Raw genomic sequence first — 13,783 nt, forward strand, 5'->3', positions numbered from 1 at the left:
ATCCAAAAAGTGAGTGAAAACTGATGTACATGCCTGACTATAGTCATCCCGTTGAAGCGGTTCGTGCGCCCATTGATGGCCGGCCAATCGAGCGGGCCGCCTTTGTGCCGTTGGATCGCCCTTATCAGATTTGCGCGCGGTGTGTGATGGATACGACGGACCCAGAGATCGAATTCGATGTGCACGGTATGTGTAGCCACTGTCGTCGATTCGACGAAGTGGTGCGACCCGCATGGCCGTCGTTTGGCTCGGGGGATCCTGCCCAGTTGGAGGCGATGATTCAGCGCGTCAAAACCAACGGCAAAGGCAAGCGCTACGACTGCGTGATTGGGCTGTCAGGCGGAATCGACAGTTCCTTCTTGGCCGTGAAAGTCGCAGAATGGGGCTTGCGCCCCTTAGTTGTGCATGTCGATGCCGGCTGGAACTCCGAGTTGGCGGTGATGAATATCGAGCAAATCTGCCGTAGATTGGGATTCGACTTGGTGACCCACGTAGTTGATTGGGAAGAAATCCGCGATATGCAACTGGCCTTTCTGCGGTCGAATCTTGCAAATCAAGACGTACCACAGGACCACGCATTCTTTGCCGCTCTCTATGGGTATGCAGCAAAGGCTGGAATCAAATATGTGATCAACGGTAGTAACTTTGCGACAGAGAGCATATTGCCTACGGCGTGGGGCTATGACGCAATGGACGCTACCCATGTCACGGCGATCCATAAACGCTTCGGCAAACGCGCACGGGGGGATTTTCCTGTCGTTGGCTTCTTCGATTTTTACGTGAGGTATCCGTACATTCTTAATATGGAGATTCTCAAGCCGTTGAATCTACTGATGTACGACAAGGAAAGTGCCATCAAGCTCCTTGAGCGGGACTATGGATGGCGGTACTACGGCGGAAAGCACTACGAGTCGAGGTGGACGCGTTTCTTCCAAGCCTATTACCTGCCATACAAATTCGGGTACGACAAGCGCAAAGCGCATCTGTCCAGCTTGGTACTTTCCGGGCAGATGGACAGGGCGACTGCCTTGGACGCACTGAAGGTCCCTCTTTATGATGAGAAGCTGCTCATCGAAGACAAGCTGTTCATTGCGAAGAAGCTGGGGCTATCGCTGGCTGAGTTTGAAGTGTTGATCGAGCAACCCGCCCATCACTACACTGAATTCCCAAACCATCAATGGAAGTATCGGTACGCGAGTCAGGTCTATCGGTGCATGAAACGGATTGTCAGAGCCTTGAGAGGGCCGGCGGAACGATGAGGGTTTGGTGGGGCACAGGGATTATCAGCCCGACAACTTGTTTCATGGGTCAGTTGTGAATATTCATATATACCCCTCAGTTTTTCAGCATGAGTCACGAATACTCAAAATGGTCCGGAGCCTAAGGGGCCATTCGGTGTTCGCAGAGATTCTGGTCCTTGCACTTTGGAAGGACGGTCTGCCCAGGCGCGAAGCCATCGACGACGGGATCGAGGTTCTGCGGGTGGCGCCACTCTTTGGGGCTGCGTTGAAGGGGCGACTCGGTTTGATTATCAAAGTCATCGGCTGGTACCTTGGCGTGCTCTGGGCGTTGCGGGGCGTGAAGGTGGCGTGCTTCAACTGCCACAGCCTCGCTGTGTTGCCGCTTTCCGTGCTGATTAAGTGGTGGAAGGCATGCAAACTGGTGTACGAACCGCATGAGCTGGAGACGGAGACGTCGCCCATGCGCGGCTGGCGAAGGTTTCTGGCGCGAAAAATCGAGCGGATCCTGATCCCGTTTGCGGACGCGGTCTGCCTAGTCAATCGATCAATTGCCGATTGGTACAGGACCACCTATAGACTGAGAACGGTATGGATAGTGAAAAATGTACCCTATCGGGATGAGCATGAGCTGGTTCGCAAAGGGCTGTTGAGGCAAACGTTGGGACTGACTGCGTCGGATGCGCAGGTGTTTCTCTATCAGGGCGGGCTAGTCCATGGGCGTGGGGTGGAACTTCTGATCGATGCGTTTTCCGGGTTGCCGCACTACCAGCATCTGGTGTTCATGGGCTTTGGCGAGCTGGAGGATCAGATCAAAGCAAGCGCGGTACGTCAGTCGAATATCCATTTCATGCCGGCGGTACCCCCGGAGTTAGTCAAGGAGTACACGGTGGACGCCGACGTCGGACTCTCACTGATTGAGAATGTATGCCTTAGCTATTACCTGTGCTTGCCCAACAAGTTGTTCGAATATGCGGCATGCGGCGTTCCAGCTGTAGTGAGTGACTTCCCGGAGATGGGGCAATTCGTGGAAGAGTACGATTGCGGCTGGAAGGTGGTGCCCGAAGTGCAGGCTGTGCGTCGTCTGATTCAGGGCATGACAGCTAGAGAACTTGCGGCTAAGCGTGCCAACACCCGAGGCCACGAGCGGGTATTTAGCTGGCAAGAAGAAGAGAAAGAGCTGATGGCCATGTACCTGGACCTGGGCTTTGATGTGGATGGTGGCCGTTACTTGGCTTGCCAAGCTTGATAGTGCAATGCGAGTGGTTTCCGCTCATTTGCAGATGGGATAATCGATTCATATGACTGACAAGGCCGCCCCATATCAAGTGTGCTCACGGTGCATTATGGACACCAGTGACCCCGATATCGTCTTTGACGAACTCGGGGTGTGCAACCATTGCGTGGAATTCGATGCTGTCACCCGTGCCAACTGGTTTCCCAATGAAGAGGGAGGGCGGAAGCTACAGGCGATCCTAGAGAAAATCAAGGCAGACGGAGCCGGTCACGCGTATGACTGCATTATTGGTTTGAGTGGTGGCGTTGACAGTTCATACCTCGCTCTGAAGGCCAAGGAATGGGGTCTGCGCCCCTTGGTTGTCCATGTGGATGCTGGTTGGAATAGCGAGCTAGCGGTGGCCAATATCGAGGCTATAGTAAAGTACTGCGGCTACCACCTACACACCCATGTGGTGAATTGGGAGGAAATGCGGGACCTACATCTTGCCTATCTGAAGTCAGGCATTGCCAATCAGGATGTACCCCAAGACCACATCTTCTTTGCGAGCCTGTACCACTTCGCGACCAGGCACCGCATCCGATATATCTTTTCCGGGGGGAATATCGCAACTGAGGGGATATTCCCCTCGGCATGGCACGGTAGCGCCATGGATGCGATCAATCTGAAGGCCATTCACAGGGCGTTCGGGGAGCATCAGCTGGAGACCTACGAGACTATTAATTTCTTTGACTATTACATTGGCTACCCTTTCATCAAAAAAATGCGTACCGTGCGTCCGCTCAACTACATGCCCTATGACAAGAACCAGGCCGTTGCAGAGCTTGAGCGCACCGTAGGCTGGCGCTCTTATGGACGTAAGCACGGTGAGTCTCATTTCACCAAGATTTTTCAGAACCACTATCTGCCTAAACGGTTTGGCTATGACAAGCGACGCCCGCACCTATCCAGCCTGATCGTTTCAGGACAAATGAGCCGTGAAGAGGCTCTCCGAGAAATGGAGAAACCACTGTATGACCTCAAGGAGCTGTCTACGGACATCGGTTTCTTCTGCAAGAAGTTGAGAATTAGTGAAGATGATTTTGAGCGGCTGATGCATGTGCCCATGCGGCATTACTCCGATTTTTCCAACTGGGACAAGTATTACCGGGCACTCAAGGGGATTCAGTCGGTGGTGGCAAAAATCACGGGAAAAACGGTGCGGATTTATTCTTGAAACCTTTTATGCAGCTCATGGCACCCCGTCGAGGCACCGAAGGCGCGCCGCAATGAAAAAGATATTAACGGTCATTGGCGCTCGCCCCCAGTTCATCAAGGCCAGCGTCGTGTCCAAGGCATTGGCACGTAGCGGTAATCTGGAGGAGGTGCTGATCCATACTGGCCAGCATTTCGATGCAAACATGTCGGAAGTCTTCTTCTCGGAACTCGGCATACCTGTGCCCAAGTACAACCTGGGTGTGCATGGTGGCCCGCACGGTGCCATGACGGGGCAGATGCTGGAGGCGATTGAGGCGGTTCTTCTGGACGAGTCACCAGATGTGGTGCTGGTGTACGGCGACACAAACTCCACGCTAGCGGGCGCATTGGCCGCCGCCAAGTTGCACATCCCCGTGGCGCATGTTGAAGCTGGCTTGCGCAGCTTTAACATGCGCATGCCAGAAGAGCTCAACCGAATCCTGACCGATCGGATATCGACTTGGCTGTTCACGCCAACCGAGGCGGCGATCCGTCATTTGCATGCAGAGGGTGTCCCCGCAGGCCGGATCGTCCCTGTTGGGGACGTGATGTACGACGTTGCACTGTACTTTGGCGAACGCGCGGGAGCGACCGGCGGCGCACTGTCTCGCATCGACCTGACGCCAGGCTGTTACGCCCTGGCGACGGTTCACCGCGCCGAGAACACGGATAACCTCGCACGGCTGCGGGTGATCGTAGCGGCGGTGGCCGAAACGGCGCGGACGCTCCCAGTGGTATGGCCACTGCATCCTAGAACCCGAGGGGTGCTGTTACGTGATGGCCTCTTGGCCCAACTGGAGACCAGTGGCGTGCGACTGATCGAACCTGTGGGCTATCTCGACATGGTGCAGTTGGAGAAGCACGCTGCGCTGGTTGTAACGGATTCTGGCGGGGTACAGAAAGAGGCTTATTTTTTTAAGGTCCCGTGTGTCACTATGCGCGAAGAAACAGAATGGGTGGAATTGGTCGATGCTGGCTGGAACCGGCTGGCGCCGCCTGACGATGTGGACGTCGTTGTGGCTGCAATTCGCCAGGCGCTCGGAACCCATGGGCGCGATGTTTCGCCTTACGGTGATGGTGATGCTGCGGACAAGATTGCGGCGAGGCTGGCTGCAGATGCATGATGCATGATGCGAGATCAGAGGGTTTGCGGAGTAGCGCTATGACCGCCGCAGACAAGGGTGTGGCAGCAGGGGCTGAATGTGCAACAGAGCAGGACGCCACGGAGCCCGTCATGGTTCGAGGAAAGGCTGGCGAAAGGCGGCCCATGGTCATTGCGATCGTGACTTCCATTCACCCGGACTTTGATGCACGCGTCTGGCGCCATGCCAAGTTGTTGGCAGCGTCTGGACATGTCGTTCATCTGGTGGCCCCCTGGAGCGTTGAGCCCGGACTGGGGCGCGATGGAGTCATCTTTCATCCTTTCCACAAGCCGCAATCACGGGCCGCGCGCCTATTGAACGTTCCTAGGCATTTGTTGCCGTCCCTGTGGCGGATATTGGGCGAGGTTGATGTAGTCCATTTCCACGACATAGACCTGTTGCCCTGGATGACAGTGCTGGCGCTGTTTAAGCCCGTGGTGTACGACGTTCATGAAAACTACCCCGACGAAATGCTCGTTCGCGAATGGATCCCGACGCTTTTCAGGCGACCATTGGCATGGGGTGTGCGTTGGGGGCAGTGGTGCTGCGCCCGTATCATTCGGAATATAGTGCTCGTTGCTCCATCTCAGGAGCCCGATTTCGGCGCGCTAGGTCTGCGCAAGACCTACATCTTCAATTACGCATCCTTGGCGTTGATCGATTCAGCAAAATCCGACTGGGCGCAACGCGAACCTCGGGTGGTTTTCATCGGTGCGCACCACGAGAATAATGGCAGTTGGTTGTTGCTCGACATTGCCGAACGCCTGCAGATACGTGCGCCGAATATCCGGGTCATTACCACCGGGCGCTTCTTCGACGAGAATTTCAGGCTGCAATTCGTGGAGGCGATCGGAGCGCGGGGGTTGATTAACGTGGACCTGCTACCCCCAGTGAAGCCACCGCAGATCATGGACGTCCTAAATCAGGCGACGATTGCGATTTCGCCGAATTTGAGGGTACCGCAGCAGATCAAAGGCATCCACACCAAAATCTTCGAGTACATGGCTGCTGGCTTGCCGATCGTGATCAGCGACTTGCCACACCAAATGGAGGTGGTAGCGCGTAATCGCGCCGGATTGATGGCTCGCCCCGAGGACGTTGACACCTTCGTCGACGCAGTGCTGCGACTTACCCACGATCCGGCTCTGGCCCTCGAAATGGGTCAGGCTGGTCAGCAGGCCTATATCAGTAGGTACAGTTACGAAAGTCAGCTCTCCGACATTCTTAGGTTTTATGTTGCCCTTATTCCCGCAAAAAAAAGAGTGGGGATCTGAGGTGCGACGGACAGTGAGTATCGGTTATATGGTGCTGGCCTCTGCCGTCATGCTGTTGGCTGCGTTGGCCTTTTGGAACCCGGGATCGCAGGGAGCTGGCTGGATGTACCCGTACTTCTCAGGCGCCGCCAATCTGGGGCCGGATCTGGCATGGAGGATTGACGCTGCGACGTATGCTGAATTTGCGCGGCTGCCCTATGCCGGGCAAATGGATTACGAGTTCGTACGAGGTCAGGCTGGTGATCTGGTGCCGTACTCTATTCTAGATCGAGGCTATGTGTTCATAGTCTGGGTGGCGCAGACACTGCTCTTTTGGCTGCCTTCCATCAAGGCCGTCTTATGGCTTCAGGTGATTTGCCATATCGCTTCGGTCCTTTGGGTTCTGAGCCTGCTTTCAACTCCTCGGCAGCGATTGATTTTCTTTGTGGTGTATGGGATCAACCCCATCGTGCTGCATTTCGTTACCTTCGCTTATCACTATTACTGGCAGGTCGTTCCGACCCTTCTTTGGCTCGCCTATGAGGCGCGGGGAGGAGTCCGTCTGGAACGTAAGATTTATTGGATGCTCGCGGCGATGATGTCTGTCTTCCTCGTCCGCCAGTCTACTGTGCTACTGTCAATGTTCATGTTGGGCTACTGGTTATGGAAGGAGCGCACGGTGCACGCTTGGATCGCCTTGATGGCGATGCTGGTCTTTGTGCTTCTGGTCAAGAGTCCGTCTCAGCCTTGGCACACGGCCTACGTGGGGCTAGGGGCCTATCCCAATGCTGGTGGTGTCGAACTATCGGATGATTCCGGCTACAACCGCTACAAGGCGTTGAGCGGGATACAGATCGACACATCGCTACCGGGAGGCAACTACTACGATGAAACAGCCCGCGCCGACTACTACCGTGCGTTGAAGAAGGAGCTGGTTGGATATGCAGCTCAGCATCCGGGTGAGCTTGTACGCAATGCAATTGTTAACTCAGCCCAGAGTTTTTCTCTGGGTTATCTGACAATGTCTAGGCTGTTGAGTTATTTAAGTGCGGGTATGGGGGGGCTGGTCCTTGCCATCATGGCTTGGCACGGCATGTATATGAGGGCAGCGGTACTATTTGCTGGCGTCGTAGGCTTTGTGCTTTACTTCCCGCCGATACCCGCTTATATGTTCGGCAACTACTTGCTTTTGGCATGGGTTTTAGTGCATATCGCGGACCCTTGGCTGGATAAGCTTGGAGTGGTCTGGGCGAAATGGCGAAGAGCGAAGAAAGAATGAGGTGGCCATGAAGGCTCAGAACGTTTCTATTGTTATTCCCGTGTACCAGGGCCAAACGTCTATTGCTCAGTTGGTGGATGAGATTGCGCGCTACTTCGAGCCGACCGAGAGCACAGAGGGGAGGACCTTCGTGGTTTCGGAAGTTCTGCTGGTCCATGACTGCGGCCCCGATCGCTCCGATGTGAGCATCCGCCAACTGGCTGAAAAGCATGTGCAGATCAAACCGATCTGGCTGACCAAGAATTTCGGCCAGCATGCTGCCACTCTTGCCGGAATGAGCTCTGCAACGGGAGATTGGATCGTCACGATGGACGAAGACGGCCAGCATGATCCGGGCGATATCGGTCGCTTGCTGGATTGCGCCCTGGGTCAGGACATGCAAGTCGTGTACGCCCAGCCCATGAATACGCCGCCCCATGGCTTTCTGCGCAACTTCACCAGCCGCCTCTCCAAGCGTATCGGGCGTTTGATGATGGGGCACGATGCCGTCGAGTATTTCCACAGTTACCGCATGGTCCAGGGCGAGATTGCCCGCAGCTTGGCCGCTTACTGCGGGCACGGCGTATACCTCGATGTCGGACTGCTCTGGATTGCCGGGCGGATCGGCCGTTGCCCCGTCAATATGCGTGTTGAGGAAGGCCGTGCTTCCGGCTATACCTATAGCCGTCTGCTGGCCCATTTCTGGACCATGCTGTTGACTGTCGGAACGCGGCCCTTGCGGCTGATTACCCTATTGGGGGTGTTCTCGGTGGCAATTGCGGTCCTCATCGGTGTCTATGCTGTCTACCAGAAGATGAGCGGCAATGTCCAAGCCCAAGGCTGGGCCTCGCTGGTGATTGTCGTCTCTTTCTTTTCCGGTTGCATCCTGGTCTCCCTGGGCATGATTGCAGAGTACTTGGCCGTATCCATGGGAATCGCGATGGGCAAACCACTTTATGTCGTGGGGACCCGAAGCAACAGGTCAAACTGAATGAGGCGCGTCTGGGTTTTGGGGGGCGGAGGGATGCTGGGGGCCGCGCTGAGTCGAGAGTTGCACCAGGGCGGTGCACATGTCTATCGCTACCGCGAGTCTTTTGACTGGAAGACTCCGCAGCATGTGCGTCAGCAGTTCGATGCAGCGACACAGGAGTTCCTGTCCGGACTCTCTGCGGGTGACGACTGGGAGATCTATTGGGCCGCAGGCGTGGGCTCCATGGGTAGCAGTAAGGCCGATCTCGATGGAGAGACTTTTGTGTTGGGAGAGTTCCTGGGATTGCTTGCGCAGGGGCTGCAGCAGTGCGGCGTGCCGGGGATGGTGGGTTTTGCGAGTTCTGCAGGCGCGCTGTACGCTGGCAGTCAGGATTTCGAGATCACCGAATGCACAGCCGTTACGGTGATCAATGACTATGCTGCGGCCAAGTTGGCGCAGGAGCGCCTGTTCGAAGACTTCGCCTCCCGCATCGCCGATGTTCGTGTGCTGCTGGCGCGTTTCTCGACGCTGTATGGGCCAGGGCAGGCGCAGGGCAAGCGGCAGGGCTTGCTGTCACACATCGCCCGCTGTGCGCTCCGACATCAACCCGTCGAAATCTTCGTGCCGCTGGATACATCAAGGGATTATCTTTTTGTGGAGGATGCAGCAAGCGGTTTCATCGTTGCGTTGCAGGCCTTGAGGGCGCAGGACAAGCGTACACAGGTCAAGATCGTCGCCGCTGAACGCAGTGTGACTATTTCCGAGATTATTGCGACATTCAATCGCTTGAATAAGCGTCGTCTCCGCATCGTCTGCAATCGTAACAACCTGTCGGCCATGTATGCGCGCAGGGTCGCTTACCGCTCCGTCTCGCCGCTGGGCGCGGCTGGGGAGATCTGCCATACGACCCTGCTCGAGGGAGCTGCAGCGCTGCTTCGGGTCGAGCGTATGACATATATTGCGGGTTCAAACAAAGGGTAAATCATGACGCGGCAGGAATTCGACGCACATGCGCATAGCTACCAAAAGGTATTAGATGAAAGCATAGGCTTTTCTGGTGAGGATTCGGCCTATTTCTCGGAATACAAAATCCGCGATCTGCGCCATGAGCTGGCGCGTTCAGGCAGGGATGTGGAGACGGCTTTGCGCTTGATGGATTTCGGCTGTGGCGTGGGTGCATCCATGCCGCATGCACGCAAGCATTTCGGAAAAGCGGAACTGCTGGGCGTGGATGTTTCGATGGAGAGCTTAGAACAGGCGCGCAAGCACCATGGGCAGTTGGCCAGCTTTCTTGTGCTGGAGGGTAGTAATGCGTGGCCTGCAGAGGTCGCATCTCTGGATGCCGCCTACGCTATGTGTGTTTTTCACCATGTGGATGAGCGCTCTCATATTCGGCTGCTAGTAGATATCCGCCAGCGGCTCAAGTCGGGCGGGATGATGATGGTGTACGAGCACAACCCCTTCAATCCGCTGACCGTGCGCGTGGTGAACAATTGCCCATTCGACGCGAACGCCAAGCTGATCCGCGCCTCTGTCATGGCGCAACGTTGCCGGGATGCAGGGTTTCAGGATGTGCGGGTGCAATACCGCGTTTTCTTCCCCGGATTTCTCAAGGCATTTCGTTTTGCCGAGCGGTTGCTCTCATGGTTGCCTCTTGGGGGGCAGTACTATGTTCGCGGCTTCGCGTAAAGGGCTGTCTGCGGAGCTGGCCAAGTTCGCCAGCGTAGGCGTGCTCAACACAATTCTCGGCTTGGCCATCATTTACGCGCTCAAATGGGGGTTGCAGTGGGGCGATGCGACTGCGAATCTGGCGGGGTATCTGGTTTGTATCTTTTTGGGTTTTGTGCTGAATGGCCGCTGGACATTCGGACGCTCGACATTAGGGGCCAGGCACTTGCTGGGATATTTTTTGGTGGCCGCAATAGCCTATTCCATGAACCTCTGCGCGGTGCTGGCGTCGATCAAGGGATTGGGCGTGCCGGGTGACTATGCGCAATTGGTAGGTGTTCCGGTATTTGCGCTGAGCTCCTTTCTACTGAACAAGCTGTTCGTCTTCCCCGGTGATCAATGAATGGCGTGGAAGCTTAAAACATGAATGAAAAACTGATAATCGACGGTAGCGTGTTGCTGATCACCGGTGGAACCGGTTCATTCGGTGGCGCTGTGCTCCAACGCTTTCTCGACGCAGGGCTTGCGGAGATTCGTATCTTCAGCCGTGACGAAAAAAAACAGGATGACATGCGTAAGCGCTATGCGCATCCCAAGCTCAAGTTCTATATCGGTGATGTGCGCGACGTCCGCAGCGTAGCTGTAGCGATGCGGGGCGTGGACTATGTGTTCCATGCTGCCGCGCTCAAGCAGGTTCCGTCCTGCGAATTCCACCCCATGGAGGCGGTGCGCACCAATGTGCTGGGGACCGAGAACGTGCTGGAGGCGGCAATCGCGGCCCGCGTCAAGCGCGTGGTCTGCCTGAGCACGGACAAGGCGGTCTATCCCATAAATGCCATGGGCATTAGCAAGGCCATGATGGAGAAAGTCATGGTCGCCACCAGCCGCAACTTGGACGGCACCGTCATTTGCGGGACGCGCTACGGCAATGTGATGGCCTCGCGCGGCTCGGTCATCCCGCTGTTTGTTGACCAGGTGCTGGCGGGCATGCCCATCACCGTGACCGATCCTGGCATGACGCGCTTCATGATGACGCTGGAGGATGCGGTGGACCTGGTGCTCTATGCTTTCGAGAACGGGCGCAACGGTGACATCTTTGTACAAAAGGCCCCGGCTGCGACGGTCCATGTGCTGACCCATGCCTTGCTGGAGCTGTTGGGGCGCACCGCGCATCCGGTTCATGAGATAGGAACCCGCCACGGTGAAAAGCTCTTTGAGACTCTGCTGAGTCGCGAAGAAATGGCGTGCGCCGAAGATCTGGGCGGATATTTCCGTGTGCCACCAGATGGTCGGGATCTGAACTACGCCAAGTTTGTGGAAGAGGGTGAGCCCAAGTTGACCCAGAGCTCTCATGGTGAGGACTACAACTCCCACAATACAACGCGCCTGGATCTCCCCGGCATGCGGGCGCTTTTGCTCAAGCTGGATTTCATGCAGCGCATAGTCCGTGGCGAGGCCGCAGTTGCCGGGGATTGAGCCCATGAAAGTACTGATCACGGGGGCGAATGGCTTTGTCGGCAAGAACTTGCAGCTGCACCTGAGCGAACGCAAGGATGTGCAGGTGGTCTGCTTCACCCGTGAAAACGGGGTGGAGCAGTTGCCTGCTTTGTTGCAGGGGGTCAACTTTGTGTTTCACCTCGCGGGCGTAAATCGTCCGCAGGATCCTGCCGAGTTCACCCTGGGCAATGCCGATCTGACACGCGCTTTGTGTGCAGATGTGGCACACGCGGCGCACGCGGCGGGCCAGGCTATCCCGATTCTCTATACCTCGTCGACCCAGGCCGCGTCCGACAGCCCCTACGGTCGTAGCAAGCGGGAGGCAGAGGTCGCATTGCAGGCGTTGGGGAAAGACCCATTGGTGCCGGTGCATCTATTCCGCTTACCCAATGTGTTTGGCAAGTGGTGCCGGCCCCAGTACAACTCTGCAGTGGCTACGTTCTGCCACCACATCGCCCATGGCCTGGCCATCCAGATTCATGACCCGCAGGCTGCGATGAGGCTGGTTTATGTGGACGATGTGATCAACCGCTTCCTGCAACTCATGGATGGCGCAGACCCGGCGACAAATACAGAGGGCTTTGATACTGTGGCCCCGCAGTACACCGTGACAGTGGGTGAGTTGGCACGGCAGATCGCGTCGTTCCGAGAAGGCCGGGAAACGCTCATGACGGAACGGGTGGGGACGGGTTGGATGCGGGCGCTGTATGCGACTTATGTAAGCTATCTGCCTGTCGAGGCCTTTTTCTATGACGTGCCGTGCCATGCGGACCCGCGCGGCGTGTTCGTAGAGATGCTCAAAACGCAGGACAGCGGTCAGTTTTCCTATTTCACGGCGCATCCCGGCGTGACACGCGGCGGGCACTACCACCACAGCAAGACTGAGAAGTTCCTGGTCATTCAAGGGAATGCCAGGTTCCGCTTCCGCCAGATGCAGACCGGTCAGGAGCACGTGCTACAGACCAGTGGCACCCGGCCCCAGATCGTAGAGACCGTGCCGGGCTGGACCCATGACATCACCAATGTGGGTGATGGGGACATGGTGGTCATGCTCTGGGCCAATGAGGTGTTTGACCGCGCACGGCCCGATACCTTTGCCTGCCCGGTATGACACAGCTTGGAAAGAACCCCATGCAGCTAAAAAAACTTAAAGTCATGACCGTGGTGGGCACCCGCCCTGAAATCATCCGTCTGTCGCGCGTGCTGGCGCAGTTGGATGCGCACTGCGAGCATGTGCTGGTGCACACTGGACAGAACTACGACTACGAACTCAATCAGGTGTTCTTTGACGATCTGGACATACGCAAACCTGACTATTTTTTGGACAGTGCTGCGAACTCCAGCGGTGCTGCCCACACCATAGGCAACCTGATCACTGCGGTTGACCGCGTGCTGGAGCAAGTGCAGCCCCAGGCCATGCTGGTCTTGGGGGATACCAACAGTTGCCTGTCAGTCATTCCTGCCAAACGACGTAAGGTGCCGATCTTCCACATGGAGGCGGGCAACCGCTGCTTCGATCAGCGTGTTCCGGAGGAGACCAACCGTCGCATCGTAGACCACACTGCGGACATTAACCTGACCTACAGCACGATCGCGCGCGACTACCTGTTGCGCGAGGGGCTGCCGCCAGACATGGTCATCAAGACCGGTAGCCCTATGTGTGAGGTGTTGACCCACTATAGGCCTCGCATTGATGCATCCGATGTGCTTACGCGGCTCAAACTGAAGCCAGCAGAGTACTTCGTAGTCAGTGCCCATCGCGAAGAAAATATTGAGTCACCCCAATCCTTCGCCAAATTGGTTGCCGTGCTGAACACGGTGGCTGAGGACTATGGCCTGCCGGTCATCGTGTCTACCCATCCCCGCACACAAAAGCGTGTGGACGCCACTAGGGTGCAATTCCACCCGCAGGTCCGCTTGCTCAAGCCGTTGGGATTTCATGACTATGTGCGCTTGCAACTCTCGGCGCGTGCGGTGCTGTCGGACAGCGGGACCATCAATGAGGAGTCCTCCATCCTGAATTTTCCTGCACTCAATCTGCGTGAGGCTCATGAGCGGCCCGAGGGCATGGAAGAGGCTTCCGTAATGATGGTGGGCCTTGAGGTGGATCGCGTGCGGCAGGCGCTGGCGATTCTTTCACACCAGGCGCGTGGTGAGCAGCGGGATCTGCGGCAAGTTGCGGATTACAGCATGCCCAATGTGTCGGACAAGGTGCTGCGCATCATCCACAGTTACACGGATTACATTAACCGCGTAGTGTGGAAGAAGTACACCGCCTGAACTC

The 13,783-nt window shown here is 56.4% G+C and carries 13 protein-coding genes; all 13 read left to right on the top strand.

All coding sequences use genetic code 11. The annotated features are described in order from the left end of the window. The first annotated feature begins 23 nt into the window (after window positions 1–23). The gene (locus U5O12_RS18740; protein WP_322580098.1) at window positions 24–1,259 is read left to right on the top strand and encodes an N-acetyl sugar amidotransferase; all 1,236 of its coding nucleotides are present in this window, start codon (window positions 24–26) and stop codon (window positions 1,257–1,259) included. A 136-nt stretch (window positions 1,260–1,395) separates the two neighbouring features. Next, on the top strand, window positions 1,396–2,487 hold the full coding sequence (locus tag U5O12_RS18745; RefSeq protein WP_322580099.1) for a glycosyltransferase: 1,092 nt from the start codon (window positions 1,396–1,398) through the stop codon (window positions 2,485–2,487). 97 nt (window positions 2,488–2,584) lie between these two features. Further along, entirely contained in the window at window positions 2,585–3,691 is a 1,107-nt protein-coding gene (locus U5O12_RS18750; RefSeq protein WP_416221525.1) for an N-acetyl sugar amidotransferase, read from the top strand. A gap of 52 nt (window positions 3,692–3,743) precedes the next feature. Further along, a complete protein-coding gene (gene wecB / locus U5O12_RS18755; RefSeq protein WP_322580101.1) occupies window positions 3,744–4,835 on the top strand; it encodes a non-hydrolyzing UDP-N-acetylglucosamine 2-epimerase in 1,092 nt (363 codons plus the stop codon). A 38-nt stretch (window positions 4,836–4,873) separates the two neighbouring features. Further along, window positions 4,874–6,127, top strand: coding sequence for a glycosyltransferase family 4 protein (locus tag U5O12_RS18760; protein ID WP_322580102.1), 1,254 nt, complete (start codon window positions 4,874–4,876; stop codon window positions 6,125–6,127). Between the two features lie 13 nt (window positions 6,128–6,140). Then, window positions 6,141–7,385, top strand: coding sequence for a hypothetical protein (locus U5O12_RS18765; RefSeq protein WP_322580103.1), 1,245 nt, complete (start codon window positions 6,141–6,143; stop codon window positions 7,383–7,385). 7 nt (window positions 7,386–7,392) lie between these two features. Further along, window positions 7,393–8,355 (top strand): glycosyltransferase, encoded by a 963-nt coding sequence (locus tag U5O12_RS18770; RefSeq protein WP_322580104.1) that lies wholly within the window; start codon window positions 7,393–7,395, stop codon window positions 8,353–8,355. After that, window positions 8,356–9,315 (top strand): NAD-dependent epimerase/dehydratase family protein, encoded by a 960-nt coding sequence (locus tag U5O12_RS18775; protein ID WP_322580105.1) that lies wholly within the window; start codon window positions 8,356–8,358, stop codon window positions 9,313–9,315. A 3-nt stretch (window positions 9,316–9,318) separates the two neighbouring features. After that, entirely contained in the window at window positions 9,319–10,023 is a 705-nt protein-coding gene (locus U5O12_RS18780) for a class I SAM-dependent methyltransferase (RefSeq protein WP_322580106.1), read from the top strand. Beyond that, complete coding sequence (locus tag U5O12_RS18785; RefSeq protein WP_322580107.1) at window positions 10,004–10,405, top strand: GtrA family protein; 402 nt, start codon at window positions 10,004–10,006, stop codon at window positions 10,403–10,405. The genes U5O12_RS18780 and U5O12_RS18785 overlap by 20 nt, the downstream gene beginning before the upstream one ends. Window positions 10,406–10,425: 20 nt before the next feature. Next, window positions 10,426–11,478 carry a polysaccharide biosynthesis protein gene (locus tag U5O12_RS18790; protein ID WP_322580108.1) on the top strand — a complete coding sequence of 351 codons (1,053 nt, stop codon included), beginning with the start codon at window positions 10,426–10,428 and terminating at the stop codon, window positions 11,476–11,478. A 4-nt stretch (window positions 11,479–11,482) separates the two neighbouring features. Next, a complete protein-coding gene (gene wbjC, locus U5O12_RS18795) occupies window positions 11,483–12,610 on the top strand; it encodes a UDP-2-acetamido-2,6-beta-L-arabino-hexul-4-ose reductase (protein ID WP_322580109.1) in 1,128 nt (375 codons plus the stop codon). Window positions 12,611–12,630: 20 nt separating this feature from the next. Further along, a complete protein-coding gene (gene wecB / locus U5O12_RS18800; RefSeq protein WP_322580110.1) occupies window positions 12,631–13,779 on the top strand; it encodes a non-hydrolyzing UDP-N-acetylglucosamine 2-epimerase in 1,149 nt (382 codons plus the stop codon). Window positions 13,780–13,783 lie beyond the last annotated feature (4 nt).

Source organism: Rhodoferax sp. (assembly GCF_034519335.1).
Taxonomy (GTDB): Bacteria; Pseudomonadota; Gammaproteobacteria; order Burkholderiales; family Burkholderiaceae_C; genus Allorhodoferax.